Origin of the sequence: Streptomyces sp. NPDC099050 (genome assembly GCF_044759865.1) — a bacterium.
Classification (GTDB): domain Bacteria; phylum Actinomycetota; class Actinomycetes; order Streptomycetales; family Streptomycetaceae; genus Streptomyces.
Genome location: NZ_JBIWAE010000024.1, coordinates 108043 through 132486, shown reverse-complemented (window position 1 = coordinate 132486; position 24444 = coordinate 108043). Strand labels below are relative to the sequence as shown.

24 protein-coding genes are annotated in these 24444 nt (G+C 69.7%); 7 read left to right on the top strand and 17 right to left on the bottom strand.

Features of this window, described 5'->3' with window-relative positions; genetic code table 11:
* The first annotated feature begins 310 nt into the window (after positions 1-310).
* Complete coding sequence (locus ACIQV3_RS32490; RefSeq protein ID WP_403718535.1) at positions 311-910, top strand: hypothetical protein; 600 nt, start codon at positions 311-313, stop codon at positions 908-910.
* 107 nt (positions 911-1017) lie between these two features.
* Positions 1018-1638 (top strand): Uma2 family endonuclease, encoded by a 621-nt coding sequence (locus ACIQV3_RS32485; protein ID WP_403718532.1) that lies wholly within the window; start codon positions 1018-1020, stop codon positions 1636-1638.
* 69 nt (positions 1639-1707) lie between these two features.
* On the opposite strand, the gene nuoN is transcribed toward ACIQV3_RS32485, so the two are convergent.
* From nuoN to ACIQV3_RS32415, 14 genes are read right to left on the bottom strand one after another with little or no spacing between them, the layout of a single operon-like run.
* Positions 1708-3366 carry an NADH-quinone oxidoreductase subunit NuoN gene (nuoN, locus tag ACIQV3_RS32480; protein WP_403718529.1) on the bottom strand — a complete coding sequence of 553 codons (1659 nt, stop codon included), beginning with the start codon at positions 3364-3366 and terminating at the stop codon, positions 1708-1710.
* Complete coding sequence (locus ACIQV3_RS32475; protein WP_403718527.1) at positions 3363-4979, bottom strand: NADH-quinone oxidoreductase subunit M; 1617 nt, start codon at positions 4977-4979, stop codon at positions 3363-3365. The genes nuoN and ACIQV3_RS32475 overlap by 4 nt, the downstream gene beginning before the upstream one ends.
* 1 nt (position 4980) lies before the next feature.
* A complete protein-coding gene (nuoL, locus tag ACIQV3_RS32470; RefSeq protein ID WP_403718523.1) occupies positions 4981-6900 on the bottom strand; it encodes an NADH-quinone oxidoreductase subunit L in 1920 nt (639 codons plus the stop codon).
* 9 nt (positions 6901-6909) lie between these two features.
* Positions 6910-7209 carry an NADH-quinone oxidoreductase subunit NuoK gene (gene nuoK / locus ACIQV3_RS32465; protein WP_112449176.1) on the bottom strand — a complete coding sequence of 100 codons (300 nt, stop codon included), beginning with the start codon at positions 7207-7209 and terminating at the stop codon, positions 6910-6912.
* Positions 7206-8042 (bottom strand): NADH-quinone oxidoreductase subunit J, encoded by an 837-nt coding sequence (locus tag ACIQV3_RS32460; protein WP_403718516.1) that lies wholly within the window; start codon positions 8040-8042, stop codon positions 7206-7208. Before ACIQV3_RS32460 ends, nuoK begins: the two co-directional genes overlap by 4 nt.
* Positions 8039-8650 (bottom strand): NADH-quinone oxidoreductase subunit NuoI, encoded by a 612-nt coding sequence (gene nuoI / locus ACIQV3_RS32455; protein WP_403718514.1) that lies wholly within the window; start codon positions 8648-8650, stop codon positions 8039-8041. The genes ACIQV3_RS32460 and nuoI overlap by 4 nt, the downstream gene beginning before the upstream one ends.
* Positions 8643-10013 carry an NADH-quinone oxidoreductase subunit NuoH gene (gene nuoH / locus ACIQV3_RS32450; protein ID WP_403718511.1) on the bottom strand — a complete coding sequence of 457 codons (1371 nt, stop codon included), beginning with the start codon at positions 10011-10013 and terminating at the stop codon, positions 8643-8645. Before nuoH ends, nuoI begins: the two co-directional genes overlap by 8 nt.
* Positions 10010-12517 carry an NADH-quinone oxidoreductase subunit G gene (locus tag ACIQV3_RS32445; protein WP_403718508.1) on the bottom strand — a complete coding sequence of 836 codons (2508 nt, stop codon included), beginning with the start codon at positions 12515-12517 and terminating at the stop codon, positions 10010-10012. Before ACIQV3_RS32445 ends, nuoH begins: the two co-directional genes overlap by 4 nt.
* Positions 12514-13863, bottom strand: a complete 1350-nt coding sequence (gene nuoF / locus ACIQV3_RS32440; protein ID WP_382750440.1) for an NADH-quinone oxidoreductase subunit NuoF — start codon at positions 13861-13863, stop codon at positions 12514-12516. Before nuoF ends, ACIQV3_RS32445 begins: the two co-directional genes overlap by 4 nt.
* Positions 13863-14618: an NADH-quinone oxidoreductase subunit NuoE gene (nuoE, locus tag ACIQV3_RS32435; protein WP_403718505.1), complete on the bottom strand. Its 756-nt coding sequence runs from the start codon at positions 14616-14618 to the stop codon at positions 13863-13865. Before nuoE ends, nuoF begins: the two co-directional genes overlap by 1 nt.
* Positions 14615-15949, bottom strand: a complete 1335-nt coding sequence (locus ACIQV3_RS32430) for an NADH-quinone oxidoreductase subunit D (protein WP_403718502.1) — start codon at positions 15947-15949, stop codon at positions 14615-14617. Before ACIQV3_RS32430 ends, nuoE begins: the two co-directional genes overlap by 4 nt.
* Complete coding sequence (locus ACIQV3_RS32425; RefSeq protein ID WP_403718499.1) at positions 15949-16689, bottom strand: NADH-quinone oxidoreductase subunit C; 741 nt, start codon at positions 16687-16689, stop codon at positions 15949-15951. Before ACIQV3_RS32425 ends, ACIQV3_RS32430 begins: the two co-directional genes overlap by 1 nt.
* A complete protein-coding gene (locus ACIQV3_RS32420; protein WP_243339941.1) occupies positions 16686-17240 on the bottom strand; it encodes an NADH-quinone oxidoreductase subunit B family protein in 555 nt (184 codons plus the stop codon). The genes ACIQV3_RS32425 and ACIQV3_RS32420 overlap by 4 nt, the downstream gene beginning before the upstream one ends.
* 15 nt (positions 17241-17255) lie before the next feature.
* The gene (locus ACIQV3_RS32415) at positions 17256-17615 is read right to left on the bottom strand and encodes an NADH-quinone oxidoreductase subunit A (RefSeq protein WP_030010013.1); all 360 of its coding nucleotides are present in this window, start codon (positions 17613-17615) and stop codon (positions 17256-17258) included.
* Positions 17616-18520: 905 nt separating this feature from the next.
* Here ACIQV3_RS32415 and ACIQV3_RS32410 point away from each other — a divergent pair.
* Positions 18521-19408, top strand: coding sequence for a C40 family peptidase (locus ACIQV3_RS32410; protein ID WP_403718494.1), 888 nt, complete (start codon positions 18521-18523; stop codon positions 19406-19408).
* A gap of 169 nt (positions 19409-19577) precedes the next feature.
* On the opposite strand, the gene ACIQV3_RS32405 is transcribed toward ACIQV3_RS32410, so the two are convergent.
* Complete coding sequence (locus ACIQV3_RS32405; RefSeq protein WP_403718489.1) at positions 19578-19991, bottom strand: hypothetical protein; 414 nt, start codon at positions 19989-19991, stop codon at positions 19578-19580.
* A 371-nt stretch (positions 19992-20362) separates the two neighbouring features.
* Between ACIQV3_RS32405 and ACIQV3_RS32400 the strand changes: the two genes are divergently transcribed.
* Complete coding sequence (locus ACIQV3_RS32400) at positions 20363-20707, top strand: hypothetical protein (protein WP_403718484.1); 345 nt, start codon at positions 20363-20365, stop codon at positions 20705-20707.
* A gap of 13 nt (positions 20708-20720) precedes the next feature.
* On the opposite strand, the gene ACIQV3_RS32395 is transcribed toward ACIQV3_RS32400, so the two are convergent.
* The gene (locus tag ACIQV3_RS32395; RefSeq protein WP_403718481.1) at positions 20721-21761 is read right to left on the bottom strand and encodes a hypothetical protein; all 1041 of its coding nucleotides are present in this window, start codon (positions 21759-21761) and stop codon (positions 20721-20723) included.
* A gap of 188 nt (positions 21762-21949) precedes the next feature.
* Between ACIQV3_RS32395 and ACIQV3_RS32390 the strand changes: the two genes are divergently transcribed.
* From ACIQV3_RS32390 to ACIQV3_RS32380, 3 genes are read left to right on the top strand one after another with little or no spacing between them, the layout of a single operon-like run.
* Complete coding sequence (locus tag ACIQV3_RS32390) at positions 21950-22327, top strand: hypothetical protein (RefSeq protein ID WP_403718479.1); 378 nt, start codon at positions 21950-21952, stop codon at positions 22325-22327.
* Positions 22328-22376: 49 nt separating this feature from the next.
* Entirely contained in the window at positions 22377-22619 is a 243-nt protein-coding gene (locus tag ACIQV3_RS32385) for a hypothetical protein (RefSeq protein ID WP_383907120.1), read from the top strand.
* A complete protein-coding gene (locus tag ACIQV3_RS32380) occupies positions 22613-23062 on the top strand; it encodes a DNA-binding protein (protein ID WP_403718474.1) in 450 nt (149 codons plus the stop codon). Before ACIQV3_RS32385 ends, ACIQV3_RS32380 begins: the two co-directional genes overlap by 7 nt.
* 60 nt (positions 23063-23122) lie before the next feature.
* On the opposite strand, the gene ACIQV3_RS32375 is transcribed toward ACIQV3_RS32380, so the two are convergent.
* Positions 23123-24406, bottom strand: a complete 1284-nt coding sequence (locus ACIQV3_RS32375; protein WP_243339952.1) for a geranylgeranyl reductase family protein — start codon at positions 24404-24406, stop codon at positions 23123-23125.
* Positions 24407-24444 lie beyond the last annotated feature (38 nt).

Genomic DNA, 24444 nt, shown 5'->3' with positions numbered 1-24444 from the left:
CGCCCCCAACCACGGAGCGGGGCGGGCCCCCCCCCCCGCGCCCGCCCCCCCCCCCCCCCCCCCCCCCCCCCGGCACCGACCCCCCGCAGCCACCACACCCACGACCCGCACGGACCCACAGACCCCGACCACAACCCAGCCCCGCCGGCGCTTGAGGCGCAGGGGCCCGGGGACTGGTCCCCGGGAACCCCGGGAACCCCGGACCCCCCGTTCGGAGCCCCGCCACGTGCAGCCCGCCCACCCCGCAGGGATGGTGGACGAAAGCGCCCGCGCACGCCCCACCCCGCTCCCCCGAACGGCAGGAGTCCCCATGCCTCTCCGTCCCCGCAAGGCCTTCCTGACCTGCGCCGCCGCCATATCCCTCGGCCTGGCCGCCACGGTGACCGCCATACCGGCCCACGGCGTCGAGGGCCCCGCCCCCGACCCGAGGAACGCGAAGGCGATGCGCGACATGGCCACGGCGATCCGGGTGACGGCCAAGTACGTGGACGAGCGGGAGGCCCTCAAGGACGGCTACGTACCGCACGGCACGGAGTGCATGACGAACCCGTTCGGGGTGGGCACCATGGGCTACCACTACGTCAAGGAAGCCAACTGGGGCTCCACGGACCCGGCCAAGCCGGCCGCCCTGCTCTACAGCTCCGAGAAGGACGAGAAGGGCCGGCGCAAGCTCCAGACCGTGGAGTGGATGTCCGCCGACCGGGATCAGGACCTGAAGACCACCGACGACCGCCCGAGCATGTTCGGCCTGCCCTTCGACGGGCCGATGCCGGGCCACTGGGCAGGCATGCCCAAGCACTACGACCTGCACATGTGGGCGTACGAGGACAACCCCGCGGGCCGCTTCCACAACTGGAACCCCGCCCTGACCTGCCCGAAGACCACCACCCCCGCCCCCCACCCCCACTGACCCCAGAGGTCAACGCGGCTCTCCCGTTCACACGTACGGACGGTCCCGAGCGGATACCCGGCGATACGCTGGGCATATTCGCGAGCCTCCGCCCCATGGGAGCACTGATGAGCGTCGAATCCGCAGCGCCACAGCCTGAACCGGATCCGGGGCCCCGCTGGCCGATCCCGCCGGCAGGCGGCTGGACCGCGGACGACCTGGACACGCTTCCGAATCTGCCTCCGCACACGGAGCTGATCGACGGGAGCCTGGTTTTCGTGAGTCCGCAGACCAAATTCCACCTGCGTGCCGTGCGCTTCTTCGAACGGCATCTGGAGTCCCTGGCGCCGGACGGACTCGAAGTGCTCCGAGAATTCACCATCGACATCGACCGCCAGAACCGTCCGGAACCGGACGTGATCGTCGTACCCGAGGAAGACGACGAGGATCCGCACCAGACCCGGCTTCCGGCAGGATCCGTGCGACTCGCGATCGAAGTCGTGTCGCCCGAATCCGTGGCACGCGACCGCGAGGCCAAGCCCCTCAAGTATTCCCGCGCCGGGATCCCTCATTTCTGGCGAGTGGAGCACAAGGACGGCCGAGCCGTGGTCTACGTCTTCGAGCTCGAACCGGCCACCCGGAAGTACGTGGCCACCGGGATCTTCCACGACCGTCTCAAAGTCTCCGTCCCCTTCCCCATCGACCTGGACCTCACCGAGATCATGCCGAATCGACGGCGCACCGAGTAGTCCCGCACACGACAAAGGGCCCGGCCTCCCCCGAAGGAGAAGCCGGGCCCTCGGCCGTGCAGCGTACGGTCAGCGTACGAACGTGCTCGCGCTCCCCGCCAGGTCCAGGAAGTACTGCGGGGCCACGCCCAGCACCACCGTGACCGCGACGCCGACCGCGATCGTCGTCATCGTCAGCGGGGACGGGACGGCGACCGTGGGGCCGTCCGCCTTCGGCTCGCTGAAGAACATCAGGACGATCACCCGGATGTAGAAGAACGCCGCGATCGCGGACGAGATGACACCGACCACGACCAGCGCTCCCGCGCCGCCCTCCGCCGCCGCCTGGAACACGGCGAACTTGCCGGAGAAGCCGGAGGTCAGCGGGATGCCCGCGAAGGCGAGCAGGAAGACCGCGAAGACCGCCGCCGTCAGGGGTGACCGACGGCCCAGGCCCGCCCACTTCGACAGGTGCGTGGCCTCGCCGCCCGCGTCGCGCACCAGCGTGACCACGGCGAAGGCGCCGATCGTCACGAAGGAGTACGCGGCCAGGTAGAAGAGGACGGACTTGACGCCCTGCTCCGAGGTGGCGATCACACCGGCCAGGATGAAGCCGGCGTGCGCGATCGAGGAGTAGGCGAGGAGCCGCTTGACGTCGGTCTGGGTGACCGCGATGATCGCGCCCGCCAGCATCGTGACGATCGCGACGCCCCACATGACCGGCCGCCAGTCCCAGCGCAGGCCCGGGAGTACGACGTACAGCAGACGCAGGAGGGCGCCGAAGGCGGCCACCTTCGTCGCCGCCGCCATGAAGCCGGTGACCGGGGTGGGGGCGCCCTGGTAGACGTCCGGGGTCCACATGTGGAAGGGGACCGCGCCGACCTTGAAGAGCAGGCCCATCAGGATCAGCGCGCCGCCGATCAGCAGCAGCGCGTCGTTGCCCATGGTGTCGGCGAGGGCCGGGTCGATGTTCGCCACGGTGCCGTCGACGACCTCCGCGATCGCCGCGTAGGAGACCGAGCCCGCGTAGCCGTAGACGAGCGCGATGCCGAAGAGGAGGAAGGCGGAGGAGAAGGCGCCGAGCAGGAAGTACTTGACGGCCGCCTCCTGCGACATCAGCCGCTGGCGGCGGGCGAGGGCGCAGAGCAGGTACAGCGGGAGGGAGAAGACCTCCAGGGCCACGAACAGCGTCAGCAGGTCGTTGGCCGCGGGGAAGATCAGCATGCCGGCGACCGCGAACAGGGCCAGCGGGAAGACCTCGGTGGTGGCGAAGCCCGCCTTGACGGCTTCCTTCTCGCTCTCGCTGCCCGGTACGGACGCCGCCTGCGCGGCGAAGGAGTCCACCCGGTTGCCGTGGGCGGCCGGGTCCAGGCGCCGCTCGGCGAAGGTGAAGATCGCGACGACCGAGGCCAGGATGATGGTGCCCTGGAGGAAGAGCGCCGGGCCGTCGACGGCGATGGCGCCCATGGCCGCGATGTGCGCCTTGGAGCTGCCGTACCCGCCGGCGGCGAGGCCGACGACCGCGGCGAAGGCCGAGGCCAGCGCGGCGACGGCGAGGAACACCTGCGTGTAGTAACGGGCCTTGCGCGGTACGAAGGCCTCGACGAGGACTCCGATGATCGCCGCGCCCAGCACGATGAGCGTGGGCGACAGCTGGGCGTACTCGATCTGCGGGGCCGGGATCTTGTCGATCGGCGCCGCGGCCGCGAGTGTCGGCAGCAAGCTCTGGGCAGCAGTCAGGGTGCTCACTTCGACTCCTCCCCGTTCTTGGCCTCGACAGCCACCTCGGGCTTCGGGTCCGTCTGCTTCACGTCCGACATGGTGTGCTTCACCGCCGGGTTGACGATGTCGGTCAGGACCTTCGGGTAGACGCCCAGACCGATCAGCAGCGCGATCAGCGGGGCGACCACCAGGACCTCCCGCAGGCGCAGGTCCGGCATGGTGCGGACCTCCTCCTTGAGGGGGCCGGTCATGGTGCGCTGGTAGAGGACCAGCGTGTAGAGCGCCGCCAGCACGATGCCGAAGGTGGCGATGATGCCGACGACCGGGTACCGGGCGAAGGTGCCGGCCAGGACCAGGAACTCGCTGACGAACGGCGCGAGGCCGGGGAGCGAGAGCGTGGCCAGGCCGCCGATCAGGAAGGTGCCGGCCAGGACCGGGGCCACCTTCTGCACGCCGCCGTAGTCGGCGATGAGCCGGGAGCCGCGCCGCGAGATCAGGAAGCCGGCGACCAGCATGAGCGCCGCCGTCGAGAGCCCGTGGTTGACCATGTAGAGGGTGGCGCCGGACTGGCCCTGGGAGGTCATCGCGAAGATGCCCAGGACGATGAAGCCGAAGTGCGAGATGGAGGCGTACGCCACCAGCCGCTTGATGTCCCGCTGGCCGACCGCGACCAGCGCGCCGTAGACGATGCTGATCAGGGCCAGGACCAGGATCACCGGCGTGGCCCACTTGCTGGCCTCGGGGAAGAGCCCGAGGCAGAAGCGCAGCATCGCGAAGGTGCCGACCTTGTCGACGACCGCGGTGATCAGGACGGCGACCGGGGCCGTGGCCTCGCCCATCGCGTTCGGCAGCCAGGTGTGCAGCGGCCACAGCGGGGCCTTCACCGCGAAGGCGAAGAAGAAGCCGAGGAACAGCCACCGCTCGGTGTTGGTCGCCATGTCGAGCGTGCCCGCGGCGCGGGCGGCGGCGATCTCCTGGAGCGAGAAGTTCCCGGCGACCACGTAGAGCCCGATGACGGCGGCCAGCATGATCAGGCCGCCGGCCAGGTTGTAGAGGAGGAACTTAACCGCCGCGTACGAGCGCTGCGCGGCCGCGTTCTCGTCCGACCCGGAGTGCGCCCGGTCCCCGAAGCCGCCGATGAGGAAGTACATCGGGATGAGCATGGCTTCGAAGAAGATGTAGAAGAGGAAGACGTCGGTGGCCTCGAAGGAGATGATCACCATCGCCTCGACCAGCAGGATCAGGGCGAAGAAGCCCTGGGTCGGCCGCCAGCGGGAGCCCGCAGCGAAGCTGCTCTTGGACGCTTCGGTCTCCAGCGGGTCGGCGTCGTGCCAGCCGGCGGCGATCACGAAGGGGATCAGCAGCGCGGTGAGTGCGATCAGCACCACCCCGATGCCGTCGACGCCCAGTTCGTAGCGGACACCGAAGTCGGCGATCCAGGCGTGCGATTCGGTGAGCTGGTAGCGGTCGCCACCGGGCTCGAAGCGGACCGCGACGAGCACGGCCAGGGCCAGGGTCGCCAGCGAGAAGAACAGGGCGAGCCATTTGGCGGCGGTCCGGCGGGCGGCCGGGACGGCCGCCGTCAGGATCGCGCCGACCGCGGGGACCGCGGCCGTCACCGTCAGAAGCGGGAAACTCATCTCACACCGCCCTCATCAGCAGGGTCGCGGCGATGAGGATCGCCGTGCCCCCGAACATCGAGACCGCGTAGCTGCGGGCGTAGCCGTTCTGCAGCTTGCGCAGCCGGCCCGACAGCCCGCCGACTCCGGCGGCCGTCCCGTTGACCACGCCGTCGACCAGGCTGTGGTCGACGTAGACGAGGGAGCGGGTCAGGTGCTCCCCGCCGCGGACCAGGACCACGTGGTTGAAGTCGTCCTGGTAGAGGTCCCGCCGGGCCGCCCGGGTGAGGAGCGAGCCGCGCGGGGCGACGACCGGGACGGGCTTCTTGCCGTACATCACCCAGGCGATGGCGACGCCGATGACGAGGACCACCATGGTGGCCAGGGTCACCGTCAGCGCGCTGATCGGCGGGTTGCCGTGCTTGTGTCCGGTGACGGGCTCCAGCCAGTGCACGAAGCGGTCACCGATCCCGAAGAACCCGCCCGCGAAGACCGAGCCGAAGGCCAGGACGATCATCGGGATGGTCATGGACTTCGGGGACTCGTGCGGGTGCGGCATGTGGCCTTCGCCCGCGGCGGAGCCGCTATCGGACACTGTCGGCTGCCAGCGCTTCTCGCCGAAGAAGGTGAGGAGCATGACGCGGGTCATGTAGAAGGCGGTGATCGCCGCTCCGAGGAGGGTCACCCCGCCGAGGATCCAGCCCTGGGTGCCGCCCTTCGCGAAGGCGGCCTCGATGATCATGTCCTTGGAGAAGAAGCCCGACAGGCCCGGGAAGCCGATGATGGCGAGGTATCCCAACCCGAAGGTCACGAAAGTCACCGGCATGTACTTCCGCAGGCCGCCGTACTTGCGCATGTCGACCTCGTCGTTCATCCCGTGCATCACGGAACCGGCGCCGAGGAAGAGGCCCGCCTTGAAGAACCCGTGCGTGACCAGGTGCATGATCGCGAACACGTACCCGATGGGGCCGAGGCCGGCCGCGAGGATCATGTACCCGATCTGCGACATCGTCGAGCCGGCGAGGGCCTTCTTGATGTCGTCCTTGGCGCAACCGACGATCGCACCGAAGAGGAGCGTGACGGCGCCGACCACGACGACCGCGGTCTGCGCGTCCGGTGCCCCGTTGAAGATGGCGCCCGAGCGGACGATCAGGTAGACGCCGGCGGTGACCATGGTCGCGGCGTGGATGAGGGCCGAGACCGGGGTCGGGCCCTCCATCGCGTCGCCGAGCCAGGACTGCAGCGGCACCTGGGCCGACTTGCCGCACGCGGCGAGCAGCAGCATCAGGGCGATCGCCGTCAGCTTGCCCTCGCCGGCCTCGGACACCGAGCCGAGGACCGGGCCGAAGGCGAAGGTTCCGAAGGTGGTGAACATCAGCATGATGGCGATCGAAAGGCCCATGTCGCCGACCCGGTTGACCAGGAAGGCCTTCTTCGCGGCGGTGGCCGCGCTGGGCTTGTGCTGCCAGAAGCCGATCAGGAGGTACGAGGCGAGGCCCACGCCCTCCCAGCCGACGTACAGCAGGAGGTAGTTGTCGGCGATGACCAGGAGCAGCATCGCGGCGACGAAGAGGTTGAGGTAACCGAAGAAGCGGCGGCGGCGCTCGTCGTGCTCCATGTACCCGATGGAGTACACGTGGATGAGCGTGCCCACCCCGGAGATCAGCAGGACGAAGGTCATCGACAGCTGGTCGAGCTGGAAGCCGATGTCGGCCTGGAAGCCCTCCACCGGGATCCAGCTGAACAGCCGCTGGTGGAAGGTCCGCTCCTCGGCGGTCTTGCCGAGCATGTCGGCGAAGAGGGTGAGTCCGATGCCGAAGGAGACGGCGGCGAAGAGCGTGCCGATCCAGTGGCCGGTCTTGTCGAGACGGCGGCCGCCGCAGAGCAGCACCACCGCTCCGAGCAGGGGCGCTGCTACCAGCAGCGCGATCATGTTCTCCACAGCGACCCCTTACAGCTTCATCAGGCTGGCGTCGTCGACCGAGGCCGAGTGGCGGGTACGGAACAGCGACACGATGATCGCGAGGCCCACCACGACCTCGGCGGCGGCGACGACCATCGTGAAGAACGCGATGATCTGGCCGTCGAGGTTGCCGTGCATCCGGGAGAAGGTGACGAAGGCGAGGTTGCAGGCGTTGAGCATGAGCTCCACGCACATGAACAGCACGATCGCGTTCTTCCGGATCAGTACTCCGGCCGCCCCGATGGTGAACAGCAGCGCGGACAAGTACAGGTAGTTGACCGGGTTCACTTCGCGGCCTCCTCACGGGCGTCTTGGCCGAGGGCGTCGCGGCCGAGCCGCTCGGACGACCGCTGCTCCAGGGCCTTCAGGTCGTCCAGGGCCTTGCCGGAGACGTCCCTGATCTGGCCGCGGGCGCGCAGCGTCTGGTTGACGGTGAGCTCGGAGGGGGTGCCGTCCGGCAGCAGGCCCGCGACGTCCACGGCGTTGTGCCGGGCGTAGACGCCGGGTGCGGGCAGCGGCGGGAGCTGGACGCCCTCGCGTACGCGGCGCTCGGCGAGCTCGCGCTGGGTGGCGGCGCGCTCGGTGCGCTCGCGGTGGGTGAGCACCATCGCGCCGACGGCCGCGGTGATCAGCAGGGCGCCGGTGATCTCGAAGGCGAACACGTACTTGGTGAAGATCAGCGTGGCCAGGCCCTCGACGTGCCCGCCGGAGTTGATCCGGCCGAGTCCGTTGAAGTGGGTGAGCTTGGCGTTGGAGATGCCGGCGATCAGCAGGATGCCGAAGCCGAGTCCGCACAGGGCGGCCAGCCAGCGCTGCCCCTTGATGGTCTCGGTCAGCGAGTCCGCGGCGGTGACGCCGACGAGCATGACGACGAAGAGGAAGAGCATCATGATCGCGCCGGTGTAGACGACGACCTGGACGATGCCGAGGAAGTACGCGCCGTTGGCGAGGTAGAAGACCGCCAGGATGATCATCGTCCCGGCCAGGCTCAGCGCGCTGTGCACGGCCTTCTTCATCAGGATCGTGGCCAGCGCGCCGATGACGGCGACCGTGCCGAGGACCCAGAACTGGACGGCCTCACCGGTGGAGGTGAGGCTGCCGGCTGCGGCGAGGGCGCTCATGCCCCCACCCCCTCGGCGCTGTTGTCCGCGACCTCGCCCTTGGAGACGGCCACCTGCCGGACCGTGCCGGGGGCCGCCCCGGTCACCAGCCCGCGGTAGTAGTCCGTGTCCTCGGCGCCGGGGAAGATCGAGTGCGGTGCCTCGACCATGCCGTCGGTGAGCCCGGAGAGCAGCTGCTCCTTGGTGTAGATGAGCGCTTCGCGGCTGGAGTCGGCCAGTTCGAACTCGTTCGTCATGGTCAGCGCCCTGGTCGGGCACGCCTCGACGCACAGCCCGCACAGGATGCAGCGGGCGTAGTTGATCTGGTAGACCCGGCCGTACCGCTCACCCGGGGAGTAGCGCTCCTCCTCGGTGTTGTCCGCTCCCTCGACGTAGATCGCGTCGGCGGGACAGGCCCAGGCGCACAGCTCGCACCCGATGCACTTCTCCAGACCGTCCGGGTGGCGGTTGAGCTGGTGCCGCCCGTGGAAGCGGGGTGCGGTGGTCTTTTCCTGCTCCGGGTACTGCTCGGTGAGGCGCTTCTTGAACATGGCCTTGAAGGTCACGCCGAAGCCGGCCACCGGGTTCTGCCACTTCTCGCCCTGCTCGGCGTCAGACTTGTCAGACATTTTCAGCACCCTCCTCTCGGTCACTGTCAGTATTCGCCGCGCCACTGACAATGAGCTCCCGCTCGCTGCGGGGCCGCCTGCGCGGTACGGGTGCCAGGTGCTGGCCGGGCTTGGGCGGTACGGGGAATCCGCCCGCCAGGGGGTCGAAGGGTTCGGCGGCGGCCGCCAGTTCGGCGTCCGCGAGGGCCGTCTTCTCCTTCTTGTCGCGGAACAGGTCCGCGACGAAGGACAGCAGCAGGAGCGCGATGACCCCGCCGCCGACGTAGAGCACGATCTCCTGGAAGTCGTAGTTCTCGTTGCGCAGCGCCCGGACGGTGGCGACCAGCATCAGCCACACCACGGAGACCGGGATCAGCACCTTCCAGCCGAGCTTCATCAGCTGGTCGTAGCGCACGCGCGGGAGCGTGCCGCGCAGCCAGATGAAGAAGAAGAGGAGCAGCTGCACCTTGAGGACGAACCAGAGCATCGGCCACCAGCCGTGGTTCGCGCCCTCCCAGTACGTGGAGATCGGCGCCGGGGCCCGCCAGCCGCCCAGGAAGAGGGTGACGGAGACCGCGGAGACGGTGACCATGTTGACGTACTCGGCGAGCATGAACAGCGCGAACTTGATCGAGGAGTACTCGGTGTTGAAGCCGCCGACCAGGTCGCCCTCGGACTCCGGCATGTCGAAGGGGGCGCGGTTCGTCTCGCCGACCATCGTGATGACGTAGATGATGAAGGAGACCGGCAGCAGGATGATGTACCAGCGGTCCGCCTGGGCTTCGACGATCGCCGAGGTCGACATCGACCCGGAGTAGAGGAAGACCGAGGCGAAGGCCGCGCCCATCGCGATCTCGTAGGAGATCATCTGCGCACAGGAGCGCAGCCCGCCGAGGAGCGGGTACGTGGAGCCGGAGGACCAGCCCGCCAGGACGATGCCGTAGATGCCGACCGAGGCCACCGCGAGGATGTAGAGCATCGCGATGGGCAGGTCGGTCAGCTGCATCGTGGTGCGCTGGCCGAAGATGGAGACCTCGTTGCCCGCGGGGCCGAAGGGGATCACCGCGATGGCCATGAAGGCCGGGATCGCCGCGATGATCGGGGCGAGGACGAAGACGACCTTGTCGGCCCGCTTGACGATCAGGTCTTCCTTCAGCATCAGCTTCACGCCGTCGGCGAGCGACTGGAGCATGCCCCAGGGGCCGTGCCGGTTGGGGCCGATGCGCAGCTGCATCCAGGCGACGACCTTGCGCTCCCACACGATGGAGAAGAGCACGGTCACCATCAGGAAGGCGAAGCAGAACACCGCCTTGAGGACGACGAGCCACCAGACGTCCCTGCCGAACAGGGAGAGGTCTTCGGCGGCGATCTGAACGGTGTTCACGCGCCCACCTCCGCAGGGGAGTCGCTGGTGTCGGCGGGGGTGGCCGGGCCGATGCGGACCAGCTCCCCCGGGCGGGCTCCGGTGTCGGCGAGGACCCCGGAGCCGGTGGAGTTCATCGGGAGCCAGACCACCCGGTCGGGCATCTCGGTGACGCGCAGCGGCAGTTCCAGGGAGCCGGCGGGGCCGGTCACGAGAAGGACGTCTCCGTTCTTGACGCCGGTCTCGGCGGCCGTGGCGGCCGACAGGCGGGCGGCGGCCTCGTGCCGGGTGCCGGCCAGGGCCTCGTCGCCGTCCTGGAGCAGACCCTGGTCGAGGAGGAGCCGGTGGCCCGCGAGGACCGCCTCGCCCGCGCCGGGCCGGGGCAGCAGCTCCCGGTCTCCGGGCCGTCCCTCGGCGCGCTCCCCGGCCCACGGGCCGAGCCCGTCGAGCTCCCGGCGTACGGCGTGTACGTCGGGCAGCGCGATCGGCCGGTCGGCCGCGTCGGCCAGCATGTGCAGCACGCGGGAGTCGGCGGGGGCGAGCCGGCGGGTCATCTGCTCGGGCTTGAGCGCGGCCTCGAACGGCCGGACCCTGCCCTCCCAGTTGATGAAGGCGCCCGGCTTCTCGGCGACGGCCGCGACCGGGAAGACCACGTCCGCCAGGTCGGTGACCTCGCCGGGCCGCAGTTCCAGGGAGACCACGAAGGCCTCCTGGAGCGCGAGCTTCGCGCGGGCCGGGTCCGGCAGGTCGGCGAGCTCGACGCCCGCGACCAGCAGGGCCGAGAGTTCCCGGGTCGCCGCCGCCTCCACGATCTGGCCGGTGTCGCGGCCGTAGCGGTGTGGCAGCTCGTCCAGGCCCCAGGCGGCCGCGACCTCGTCGCGGGCGCGCGGGTCGGTGGCCGGGCGGGCACCCGGCAGCAGGGACGGCAGCGCGCCCGCCTCGACGGCGGCCCGCTCTCCGGCCCGGCGCGGGATCCACACCAGCGTGGCGCCGCTGGCGGTGGCGGCCCGGACGGCCGCGGTCAGCGCGCCGGGCACGCCCGCGAGCCGCTCCCCCACCACGATGACGGCGCCGGGCAGGCGCAGCGCGTCGGCGGCGGCCTGGCCGCCGTCCTCCAGGCCGGCCTGCGAGGCCAGCGCGTTCAGCCACTCGGGCTCGGTGCCGGGGGCGGCGGCCAGCAGGGTGCCGCCCGCCTTCTCCAGGCCGCGCGTGGCGAACGGGGCGAGGGCGAAGGTCCGCTGCTTGTGCTTGCGGTGGGCCTTGCGCAGCCGCAGGAAGACCCCGGGGGCCTCCTCCTCGGCCTCGATGCCGACGAGGAGCACGGCCGGGGCCGCCTCCAGCGAGGCGTTGGTGACGCCGGCGCCGTCCAGGTCCTTGCCGATGCCGGCGACGGAGGACGCCAGGAACTCGGTCTCCTCCGCGCTGTGCACGCGGGCCCGGAAGTCGATGTCGTTGGTGTCGAGCACGACCCGGGCGAACTTGGCGTAGGCGTAGGCGTCCTCGACGGTGAGGCGTCCGCCGGTCAGCACTCCGGCCCGGCCGCGCGCGGCGGCCAGCCCGTTGGCGGCGGCTTCCAGGGCCTCGGGCCAGCTGGCCGGGGCCAGGACCCCGTCGCTGCCGCGGACCAGCGGGGTGGTGAGCCGGTCGGGGCGCTGCGCGTAGCGGAACCCGAAGCGGCCCTTGTCGCAGATCCACTCCTCGTTGACCTCGGGGTCCTCCGCGGCCAGCCGGCGCAGCACCTTGCCGCGGCGGTGGTCGGTGCGGGTCGCGCAGCCGCCCGCGCAGTGCTCGCACACGCTCGGGGAGGAGACGAGGTCGAAGGGGCGGGAGCGGAACCGGTAGGCGGCCGAGGTGAGGGCGCCGACCGGGCAGATCTGGATGGTGTTGCCGGAGAAGTACGACTGGAAGGGGTCGTCCTCGCCGGTGCCGACCTGCTGGAGCGCGCCGCGCTCCAGGAGCTCGATCATCGGGTCGCCGGCGATCTCGTTGGAGAAGCGGGTGCAGCGCGCGCACAGCACGCACCGCTCGCGGTCCAGCAGCACCTGCGTGGAGATCGGGACCGGCTTCTCGTAGGTGCGCTTCTTGCCCTCGAAACGCGATTCGGCGTTGCCGTGGGACATCGCCTGGTTCTGCAGCGGGCACTCGCCGCCCTTGTCGCAGACCGGGCAGTCCAGCGGGTGGTTGATGAGCAGCAGCTCCATCACCCCGCGCTGGGCCTTGTCGGCGACCGGGGAGGTCAGCTGGGTCTTGACGACCATGCCGTCGGTGCAGGTGATGGTGCAGGAGGCCATCGGCTTGCGCTGGCCCTCGACCTCGACGATGCACTGGCGGCAGGCGCCGGCCGGGGAGAGGAGGGGGTGGTCGCAGAACCGGGGGATCTCGATGCCGAGCTGTTCGGCGGCCCGGATGACCAGGGTCCCCTTGGGCACCGACAGTTCGATGCCGTCGATGGTCAGGGAGATGTGGTCCACGGGCGGGACCGCGGCCTCTCCGCCGCCGGAGGCCGCTGTTGTGGTCACGGTCATGCGGTCACCTCCGTGTCGGCCCAGAGGGTCGACTTCTTGGGGTCGAAGGGGCAGCCCTTGCCCGTGATGTGCTGCTCGTACTCCGCGCGGAAGTACTTGAGCGAGGAGAAGATGGGGCTGGCGGCGCCGTCGCCCAGCGCGCAGAACGACTTGCCGTTGATGTTGTCGGCGATGTCGTTGAGCTTGTCGAGGTCCGACATGACCCCCTTGCCCGCTTCGATGTCGCGCAGCAACTGGACCAGCCAGTACGTGCCTTCGCGGCAGGGCGTGCACTTGCCGCAGGACTCGTGGGCGTAGAACTCGGTCCAGCGGGTCACCGCCCGCACCACGCAGGTCGTCTCGTCGAAGCACTGCAGGGCCTTGGTGCCCAGCATGGAGCCGGCCGCGCCGACGCCCTCGTAGTCGAGGGGGACGTCGAGGTGCTCCTCGGTGAACATCGGGGTGGAGGAGCCGCCCGGGGTCCAGAACTTCAGCCGGTGCCCGGGGCGCATGCCGCCGCTCATGTCGAGGAGCTGGCGCAGGGTGATCCCGAGCGGGGCCTCGTACTGGCCGGGGCCGACGACGTGCCCGGAGAGCGAGTACAGGGTGAAGCCGGGGGACTTCTCGGTCCCCATCGACTTGAACCAGTCCTTGCCCTTGTTCAGGATCGCGGGAACCGAGGCGATGGACTCCACGTTGTTCACGACAGTGGGGCAGGCGTACAGGCCCTCGACCGCGGGGAAGGGCGGTCGCAGCCGGGGCTGGCCGCGGCGGCCTTCGAGGGAGTCCAGGAGGGCCGTTTCCTCGCCGCAGATGTAGGCGCCCGCGCCCGCGTGCACGGTGATGTCGAGCTTGAGGCCGCTCCCGAGGATGTTTTCCCCGAGGTAGCCGGCCTCGTACGCCTCGCGGACCGCCTCGTGCAGGCGCCGCAGGACCGGCACGGTCTCGCCGCGCAGGTAGATGAAGGCGTGCTCCGAGCGGATCGCGTAGCAGGCGATGATCATTCCCTCGATGAGGGAGTGCGGGTTGGCGAAGAGGAGCGGGATGTCCTTGCAGGTGCCCGGCTCCGACTCGTCCGCGTTCACCACGAGGTAGTGCGGCTTGCCGTCGCCCTGCGGGATGAACTGCCACTTCATGCCGGTGGGGAAGCCCGCGCCGCCGCGGCCGCGCAGGCCCGAGTCCTTCACGTAGGCGATGAGGTCGTCGGGGGTCATGGCGAGCGCCTTGCGCAGGCCCTCGTACCCCTCGTGACGCCGGTAGGTCTCCAGCGTCCACGACCGCGGCTCGTCCCAGAACGCCGACAGGACGGGCGCGAGGAGCTTCTCCGGACTCGTCCCGTTCTTACTCAGTTCGGTGGACACGGTCATCACTCCCCTCCCTCGATGGTGGCCTCGCCGCGCGGGTGCACGATCGGGGTGTGCGGGGCTTCGCCGCGCGCGATGCGCAGGCCGATCAGGGAGGCGTGACCGGCGCCGCCGCTCGCCTCGACGGCGCCTTCGCGCTCGTCGGGGAAGCCCGCCAGGATCCGGGCGGTCTCCTTGTACGTGCACAGCGGGGCGCCCCGGGTCGGCTCGACGGGGCGGCCGGCCAGCAGGTCGTCGACCATGGCCTTGGCGGACTCGGGGGTCTGGTTGTCGAAGAACTCCCAGTTGACCATCACCACGGGGGCGTAGTCGCAGGCCGCGTTGCACTCGATGTGTTCGAGGGTGACCTTGCCGTCGGCGGTGGTCTCGTTGTTGCCGACGCCGAGGTGCTCCTTGAGCTCCTCGAAGATGGCGTCGCCGCCCATGACCGCGCACAGGGTGTTCGTACAGACACCGACCTGGTAGTCCCCGGAGGGCCCCCGCCGGTACATCGTGTAGAAGGTCGCCACGGCCGTGACCTCGGCGGTGGTCAGGCCCAGCACCTCGGCGCAGAACCGGATGCCGGTGCGCGAGACGTAGCCCTCCTGCGACTGCATGAGGTGGAGCAGCGGCAGCAGCGCGGAGCGGCTGTCGGGGTAGCGGGCGATGACCTCCTTGGCGTCCGCTTCGAGCCGGGCGCGCACGTCCGCCGCGAAGTCGGGTGCCGGAAGCTGGGGCATGCCCAGGCTCACCCCTGATACGGGCTGATTGGCCGTCATCGGTCGACGCCTCCCATCACGGGGTCGATGGAGGCGACGGCCACGATGACGTCGGCGATCTGGCCGCCCTCGCACATCGCCGCCATGGCCTGCAGGTTGGTGAAGGACGGGTCGCGGAAGTGGACCCGGTAGGGGCGGGTGCCGCCGTCGGAGACCACGTGCACGCCGAGCTCGCCCTTGGGCGACTCCACGGCCGCGTAGGCCTGGCCGGCCGGTACCCGGAAGCCCTCGGTCACCAGCTTGAAGTGGTGGATGAGGGACTCCATGGAGGTGCCCATGATCTGCTTGATGTGGTCGAGCGAGTTGCCGAGGCCGTCGGGGCCCATGGCGAGCTGCGCCGGCCAGGCGATCTTCTTGTCGGCGACCATGACCGGGCCCGGCTCGAGGCGGTCCAGGCACTGCTCGACGATCCGCAGGGACTGGCGCATCTCCTCCAGGCGGATCAGGAACCGCCCGTAGGAGTCGCAGGACTCGGTGGTCGGCACGTCGAACTCGTAGTTCTCGTAGCCGCAGTACGGGTCCGTCTTGCGCAGGTCGTGCGGGAGGCCGGCCGAGCGCAGGACCGGGCCGGTGGCGCCGAGCGCCATGCAGCCGGTGAGGTCGAGGTATCCGACGTCCTGCATGCGGGCCTTGAAGATGGGGTTGCCGGTGGCGAGGCTGTCGTACTCCGGCAGGTTCTTCTTCATGGTCTTCACGAACTCGCGGACCTGGTCCACGGCGCCCGGGGGCAGGTCCTGGGCGAGACCGCCGGGGCGGATGAACGCGTGGTTCATGCGCAGGCCGGTGATCAGCTCGAACACGTCGAGGATCAGCTCGCGGTCGCGGAACCCGTAGATCATGATCGTGGTCGCGCCCAGCTCCATGCCGCCGGTGGCGATGCACACCAGGTGGGAGGAGAGCCGGTTGAGCTCCATCAGCAGGACCCGGATGACGGAGGCGCGGTCCGGGATCTGATCGGTGATGCCGAGCAGCTTCTCGACGCCCAGGCAGTACGCCGTCTCGTTGAAGAACGGCGTCAGGTAGTCCATGCGCGTGACGAAGGTGGTGCCCTGCGTCCAGTTCCGGTACTCGAGGTTCTTCTCGATGCCGGTGTGGAGGTAGCCGATGCCGCAGCGGGCCTCGGTGACCGTCTCGCCGTCGATCTCCAGGATCAGGCGCAGCACTCCGTGGGTGGAAGGGTGCTGGGGGCCCATGTTGACGACGATCCGCTCGTCGTCCGCGCGGGCCGCCGACTGGACGATCTCGTCCCAGTCGCCGCCGGTGACGGTGTAGACGGTGCCCTCGGTGGTTTCGCGGGCGGAGGCGTGGTTCGAATCCTTCTGGGTGTTCATCAGCTGTACGACCTCCGCTGGTCGGGAGCCGGGATCTGGGCGCCCTTGTACTCGATGGCGATGCCGCCGAGCGGGTAGTCCTTGCGCTGCGGGAAGCCCTGCCAGTCGTCCGGCATCATGATCCGCGTGAGGGCCGGGTGGCCGTCGAAGATCAGGCCGAAGAAGTCGTACGTCTCGCGCTCGTGCCAGTCGTTGGTCGGGTAGACCGAGACGATCGAGGGCACGTGCGGGTCGGCGTCCGGGGCGGTCACCTCCAGCCGCAGGATCCGGCCGTGGGTGAGCGAGCGCAGGTGGTAGACGGCGTGCAGCTCGCGGCCCTTGTCGCCCGGGAAGTGCACCCCGCTCACTCCGGTGCAGAACTCGAAGCGCAGGGCCGGGTCGTCGCGCAGCGTCTTCGCGACGAGGAGCAGGTGCTCGCGCGCGATGTGGAGGGTCAGCTCCGCGCGGTCGACGACGACCTTCTCGATGGCGTTCTCGGGGAGCAGGTCCTGCTCCTCCAGCGCCCCTTCGAGCTCGTCGACGATCTCGTCGAAGTACGAACCGTACGGGCGGGCGCTCGCGCCGGGCAGGGCCACGGTGCGCACGAGGCCGCCGTAACCGCTGGTGTCGCCTCCGTCGCCGGCGCCGAACATGCCCTTGCGGACGCCGATCACCTCGGGACCGGCCGCTCCGCGGGGCGCGGGCACGTTGTCGCCGTCGCCGGCATGGGGGCCGCTGTGCACGGCCGGGTCCTCGCTCACCGCAGGAGCCCCTTCATCTCAATGGTGGGGAGCGCCTTGAGGGCCGCCTCCTCCGCCTCGCGGGCCGCCTCTTCCCGGTTCACGCCGAGCTTGCCGCCCTGGATCTTCTGGTGGAGCTTGAGGATCGCGTCGAGCAGCATCTCGGGGCGGGGCGGGCAGCCGGGCAGGTAGATGTCCACGGGGACGATGTGGTCGACGCCCTGGACGATCGCGTAGTTGTTGAACATTCCGCCCGAAGACGCACAAACACCCATAGAGATGACCCACTTGGGAGCGGGCATCTGGTCGTACACCTGCCGCAGCACCGGCGCCATCTTCTGGCTGACCCGGCCGGCCACGATCATCAGGTCGGCCTGGCGCGGGGATCCGCGGAAGACCTCCATGCCGAAGCGGGCCAGGTCGTACCGGCCCGCTCCGGTAGTCATCATCTCGATGGCGCAGCAGGCCAGGCCGAAGGTGGCCGGGAAGACGGACGCCTTGCGCACCCATCCCGCGGCCTGTTCGACGGTGGTCAGCAGAAAGCCGCTCGGCAGCTTCTCTTCCAGTCCCATGGAAAATTCAGCCCCTCAGTCCCATTCCAGGCCGCCGCGGCGCCATACGTAGGCGTAGGCGACGAAGACGGTGAGCACGAAGAGGAGCATCTCGACGAGCCCGAAGATCCCCAGCGAGTCGAAGGTGACCGCCCAGGGGTAGAGGAAGACAACCTCGATGTCGAAGACGATGAAGAGCATCGCCGTCAGGTAGTACTTGATGGGGAAGCGGCCGCCACCGGCGGGCATGGGAGTGGGCTCGATGCCGCACTCGTACGCTTCAAGTTTTGCCCGATTGTACCGTTTTGGACCGATCAGCGTGGCCATGACCACGGAGAAGATCGCAAACCCTGCGCCGAGGGCGCCGAGCACGAGGATGGGCGCGTACGCATTCACGCTCCTCGCTCCTTCCAGTCGTCCTTGACCGTTGGACCGCTGCCGGCGCCGCGCGCCCCGCCTCGCATGTGAGGCAGTTCACAAGCCGGACTGGTGCGCATCCTATGCCCGCCCATCTGTGATCTGCGACACGGGTTACAACAACGAGTTTGTGATCTCCACCACCTGACGAACGATCATGAAGCCCAATGAGTGGTGATCTTCATACGTGAAGCATCCACATGATCACCAAAGGTGACATCCACACCTGTCGTCGCAGGTGGGAGGCCTGCCGCACTATCAAATTGTGTCCCCTGCATGCAAATTGGCGAGGGGAAGCGCGCGGTGATAAAGGGATCGGCATCCCCCGCCCGGGGGACCCCGCGCGTACGGGAGTGGACGCGTGCATGCGTTCACTAAGTCGGGGAAGAGGGGGAGCGTGAGGGCGGCCGGAGGCCTGCCGGAGGTCCGCCGGAGGTCTGCCGGAGGTCTGCCGGAGGTCTGCCGGAGGTCTGCCGGAGGTCTGCCGGAAGCCGACGGAACGGCGACCGGGGGTCGGCCGGAGGGCGGCCCGGGAAGCCTTCGGGATCGGTGGTGGCTCGGGTCCGGGCCCTCGGTGCGTTCACGGTTCGATCACAGGAGGGCCACAGCGTCCGCATGGCGTGACACTCCTGTGACCTGCGCCACTCGGGATTCGGGCCGCCGAAAGGGGGCTTGGCCATCTGTGCGGGTGGATGGTAGGCCGGGGATCAATTCGGACTTATTACGGAAAGCCCATGATCACAGCCCTGCGAGCGGCTGTCCGATTCGCCCGTTACGGCGTCAATAAGAGCTCCGACGCGCCCGGTTAGCCCGCTTCGCGCACAACTGTGGCGCAGACCACGTTTCTTGAAGGGGACCGGCGTGCCCTGATAGCGGTTGTACCCATGTCCCTCACCGCTCACATACCCAGCCACCGGAAGCCCCGCCGCAGCGCCTCGAAGCTCGCGGTCCGCGCCGGAGTTGCCGGTGGCGTCCTCAGCACCCTGGCCATGGCCGGCACGGCGAGCGCCACCCCCTCCACCGAGCCCGTGCACGAGACCACTCTCGAAATGCCGGTCCTCGACATGGACCTGGCCGCCGAGGTGTCCTCGTCCGTCACCAAGGCCGCGGAGAACACCCGCGCCGCCGCCGTCGACGGCGAGCTCAACGCCCTGGAGGAGACCGCCCGCACGGGCGCCGCCGCCGAGGCCAAGCAGCTGAAGGCCGACGCCCAGCAGAAGGCCGACGCCGAGGCGAAGGCGAAGGCCAAGGCCGAGGCGGACCGCAAGGCCGAGGCCGAGCGCGCGAGCCGCAGCACGGAGCGCACCTCGCTCCAGAGCAACTCCGGCTCCTCCTCGTCCTCGTCCTCCTCCACCCCGAAGGGGAACTCCTCCGCGGGCTCCTCGCAGGGCAAGGGCACCGTCACGGCCCCCGCGACCGGCTCCGCCGCCGCCATCGTCAACTTCGCCCGCGCGCAGGTCGGCAAGGCGTACGTCATGGGCGGCACCGGCCCGTCCTCGTTCGACTGCTCGGGCCTCGTCCAGGCCGCGTACCGCCAGGCGGGCATCAGCCTGCCGCGCATGTCGCAGGCGCAGTCCTCGGCCGGCACCTCGGTCTCCCTGAGCGCCCTTCAGCCGGGCGACATCCTGTACTGGGGCTCCAAGGGCAGCGCGTACCACGTCGCCGTCTACGTCGGCGGCGGCAAGTTCGTCGGCGCGCAGAACCCCAGCACCGGCATCGTCGAGCGCTCCCTGAGCTACGACAAGCCGACGGGCGCCGTCCGCGTCCTCTGACATCTCCCCGCAGTCCCGGGCCGCTCCCGGTGACGCACGAAAGGCCGGTACTCCCCCGCTCGGGGGTGGAGTACCGGCCTTTCGGCGTCCTGGAGGCTCCCTGGGGGCGCCCGGAGGCTCCGGGGGGTTCCCGGAGCCCCGGAGGGGGTCGAGCGCCGCCCTGGCCGCGTCAGTCGAGGAACGTGGCCGAGGTGATCTTGTTCTTGAAGTTGATGCTGGCGTTGCCCGTGTAGCCCGGGGGGAGCGAACCGATGAGACCGGTGAGGTTCACTTCGGTGGCCACCTTCCAGGTGTACGTGTCCCGGTTCCGGTAGGACGCGGTGTCGTCGTTCGTCACCCGGTTCCGGCCCTCGCAGTTCTCCGGCCCGACGAAGAGGTTGTTGTAGAAGTTCCAGTCCGAGGACATCAGGTCGAAGACACAACCGCCTTGGTTGGAGTTGTAGTAAAGGCCGAACTCGCTGGTTTCCAGATAGCCGTTCCGCTCCGTGTTGGCGGCGGCCGGAGCGGCCGAAGCCAGGAGAACGGCGCCGACGGATACCGCGGCGGCGCAGCCGGCGGCTATTTTGTTAAGAGTCTTGCTCATGGGGGATTTCTCCATCTTCAGGGAATTGATTCCGGCCGGGATTAAACCTTCCGGGGCACCGCAGGGCAAGGGGCTTCTCGGCTGATCAGGCCACAACCAGCATGGCGGATAACGGACTTGTCCGCTTTCCGGGCACCCGATTACGCTCTCCCGCGGCCTTCCGCCGCTCACCCGCACCAACGCGCGCCCTTCCACTCCGCCAACCGCAAGGGAAACGCCTCGTGCGTGTAAGCGAAATATCCTCGTCACTCCTTTTGTGCCTCGTACTGACCGGATGCGCGGGCGGAGAAGACCCGGGGAAGAACTCCGGAGCGGGAAAGCCCGGAGTTACCGCCGGACCCGCCGCCGCACCCTCGATCGCGGCGGCGGACATGCCGTTCTACACGTGCATGCGGCAGCACGGAATGACCGTTTCCCACGGGGACGACGGGGCCCCGCACTTCGTGGAGAAGGACAGCCCGCAGTACCCCCCGGCGCAACGGGCCTGCCTGTCGCTGCTCCCCTCCCCCGCCCCCGTACGGGCGAGCCCGCAGGACCTCGCCACCGCGCGCGAGTCCTCCGCGTGCATGCGGGAGAAGGGCATCTCCTGGTATCCGGACCCGGATCCGGTCACCGGCGAGGTGCAGCAGAAGGACGGCGGCACCTCCGAGCAGTGGCAGGCGCTCAAGCGGGACCACCGCGACGCGTACCGCGACTGCCTGCCCCGGCCCTCCTGACGGGCCCCGCGGCTCAGAAGATCCCCGCCGCCAGCTTGTAGCGGGCCTCCCGCTGCTTCTTGTACAGCGCGAGCGTCTCTGCCTGCTCCTCCACCAGCCGCAGCTGGTACGCCTTCTCCACCGCGGCCCAGATGCCCACGAGGTTCACCTCGCGCTTGCAGGCGACATCGGCCTTGGCCGCGGTGACGGCCTTGGGGCCGCCCGGATCGGCTTCCAGGCCGAGCTTCTGGACGACCTCGTAGGGATCCTTCAGGCCCGTGTACCCCGACTTCTCCATGCACGCGGACCAGTTCTTCAGCACCTCGGCCACCCGCGAGTCCCCCTTGGAGCGTTCGTGCGCCTCCGAGGCGAGCCCGAACGGGAACAGCAGGTCCACGCTGTCCTTCGTCGGCGCGTACAGCTTGCGGTACGCCTCCCGGATGCACCCGCCGGCCGGCACCTTCTGCCCCCCGACGTCGATGCCGCTGTCCACCTGCGCGGCCTCCTCCTCCGTCGCGGCGTCCGGGGGCTGCTCGGCGCCCTGCTGTCCGCCCGGCCGTTCGCCGTGCATGACCAGGGTCGCGCTCTCACTCAACGGCGCCGTCGGGGGCTTGACCGGCCGCCCCTTGCCCGCGGTCGCGTCATAGCCGTGGGCCGCCGCGAACTCCGCGTCGGCCGCACCGAAGAGCGCCCGGTGCCGGCCCTCGGGCCCCTGGGCGCCGGCCGAACCGGCCGCACCGGAGGGCCTGACCTCCTCGTACGGGAATCCGTACCGGGCCATGCACCGGGAGAGCAGCCTCTGTTGCACCTGCCCCATGCGGGCCGTCTCGGCGTCGGTGTCCGTGTACGCGTCCAGGGGCAGCGAGATCGAGGCGGTGGCCGGGGCGACCGCCACCTCTCCGAGCTTCGGCTCCCCCTGCGCGCTGCCGCCGCTGGCGTCGGGATCAGAACAGCCGGCCAGGACGAGCGCCAGCAGGACGGCGGCCGGGAGGGCGGGGCGGGGGGCGGCGCGGAACGCGGGGCGGGGCGCGGTGCGGCCGAGCGGACGCGGGCGTATGCCGGAAGACCTGTTCACTCTGGGGAATTGAACAGTCCGGCCGGTACCGGGGACAAGGCCTTCTCACCTGCTGGTCAGCCAAACTTCTTGCCTGGAAACCGACTTGCCGCTCCGCCCCGTCCGGCGGGCATCCGGTGCCGAACCGGCCGGCCCTGCGAAGATGGCCGGGGCGAGCACGCGCGAGTCGCCCCAGGAAGTGGTGATCCGTGACGACCAGCCCATCTGGCGAAGCCCCCGGTTCCGGTCCGGGCAGCACCCCGGCCGCCGCCGGGCTCGGCATGCTGTCCCTCGGCGGCTGGCTGCTGACCACCACCCGCCCCTGGCAGAAGCCCGGCTCCCCCCTCGCCCTCACCCTCGAGTGGACGGCCTCGGGAACCCTGATGCTCTGCGGCCTGCTCCTGCTGGCCCGCTGCGTCCGCCAGATCCACGGCGCGCCCGGGCCCGAGCGGGAGGCCCCGCGCGAAGGTCCGTACGAGGCCCCGTACGAGGTCCCGTACGAGGCCCCGTACGAGGTCCCGCGCCAGGCGCGCCCGGTCGGGCTCAGGGACAGGGTCAGGCCTTGGGTGCGACCTTGGTTTCGCTGAGGTATCCATCGGGCGGGAAAATTCCTACCGGCGGTGTTACGTTCTAGGTATGAGCAGTCACGTGGCACCCCAGGCCGTCGAGCGGGCGGGCAAGAGATCCGTGTCGCTCGCCCAGTCATTGATCAAGGAAGTCGAGGAACGCGCCGGCAAGAGCGGGTTCTCCTCCGTCGTGGCGGAAGCTCTGGAGGAATGGCTTGCCGCGCAGAAGCTCCGCGAGGTCGTGACCGCCGACCGCAAGGAGTTCGGCCCCGTCTCCGCCGAAGCGCGGCGGCAGGCGGAGCAGGAGTGGTAAGCAAGCGCCTCAAGATCAAGGCGAAGAACGAGGGCACGCTCGTCCTGGACGCCCAAGGGCTTTCCCTGCACGTCGACGGCGACGAGGGGATGCGCGCGCGCATCGAGGTCGCTCAGCAGAACGGCCGGCGCGTGGCGCTGTCCGCGCTGACGCCCTTGGAGGTGCGCCGAACCGGCGAGGCCGCCAAGCGCCTCCAGTTCCTGCTCTCCCGGTTCGATGTGAAACCGGTCAACGCCGCGGTGACAGAAACCGCGGCGAAGCTGCTGGACGCCTCGGGCCTTGACGGGCACGAATGCCTCGTGGACGCACTCGTGGTGGCCACGGCCGCACTCTGCACTCCCCCGGTACTGCTCGCCACCTCTGACAAGTCGCACATCCCGGCGCTGTGCAAGGCAGCCGAGGAACTTCCGGGCTCGCCGAAGGTGAAGATCGTGAACGTCTGAAGGCCGAATGCGGAGAGCCTGGCCGCTCAGCTCTCCACCGAGCGGCCGGGCCTTGAACGATCAGGCTTTTGGAGCGACCTTCGAAAGGCCGTTGATGACGCGGTCCATCGCGTCGCCGCCCGTCGGGTCGGTCAGGTTGGCCAGCATCTTCAGGGTGAACTTCATCAGCACCGGGTGGCTCAGCCCGCGCTGGGCGGCGATCTTCATGATCTTCGGGTTGCCGATGAGCTTCACGAAGGCGCGGCCCAGGGTGTAATAGCCGCCGTAGGTCTCCTTCAGGACCTTCGGGTAGCTGTGCAGGGTGAGTTCGCGCAGGGCCGGGGTGGCGCGGGAGTGGGCCTGGACGATGACGTCGGCGGCGATCTGGCCCGACTCCATCGCGTAGGCGATGCCCTCGCCGTTGAACGGGTTGACGAGCCCGCCCGCGTCACCGACGAGCAGCAGCCCCTTGGTGTAGTGCGGCTGGCGGTTGAAGGCCATTGGCAGGGCCGCGCCCCGGATGGGCTGCGTCATGTTCTCGGGGGTGTAGCCCCAGTCCTCCGGCATCGAGGCGCACCAGGCCTTGAGGACCTCGCGCCAGTCCAGCTCCTTGAAGGCGGAGGAGGAGTTGAGGATGCCGAGGCCGACGTTGGAGGTGCCGTCGCCCATGCCGAAGATCCAGCCGTAGCCGGGCAGCAGCCGGTCCTCGGCACCGCGCCGGTCCCAGAGCTCCAGCCAGGACTCCAGGTAGTCGTCGTCGTGGCGCGGCGAGGTGAAGTACGTCCGCACGGCCACGCCCATCGGACGGTCCTCGCGCCGGTGCAGGCCCATGGCCAGGGAGAGCCGGGAGGAGTTGCCGTCGGCCGCGACCACCAGCGGGGCGCTGAAGGTGACCGGGGTCTTCTCCTCGCCGAGCTTCGCCGTCACGCCGGTGATGTGGCCGGTCCGGGGATCGCGTACGGGCTCGCCCACGTTGCAGCGCTCGTACAGCCGGGCGCCGGCCTTCTGCGCCTGGCGGGCCAGGGTCTCGTCGAAGTCGTCGCGCTTGCGGACGAGCCCGTAATCGGGGAAGGAGGCCAGCTCCGGCCAGTCCAGCTGGAGCCGCTGGCCGCCGCCGATGATGCGCAGGCCCTTGTTGCGCAGCCAGCCGGCCTCTTCGGAGATGTCGATGCCCATCGACACGAGCTGCTTCGTGGCGCGCGGCGTCAGGCCGTCGCCGCAGACCTTCTCGCGCGGGAACGCGGTCTTCTCCAGGAGCAGGACGTCGAGTCCGGCCTTGGCCAGGTAATAAGCAGTGGTCGAGCCGGCGGGCCCGGCCCCGACGACGATCACGTCCGCGGAGTGCTCGGAGAGGGGCTCGGTCACGGCGGGTCTCCCGAAGGCTCGATAAAGGGTGCCCATTG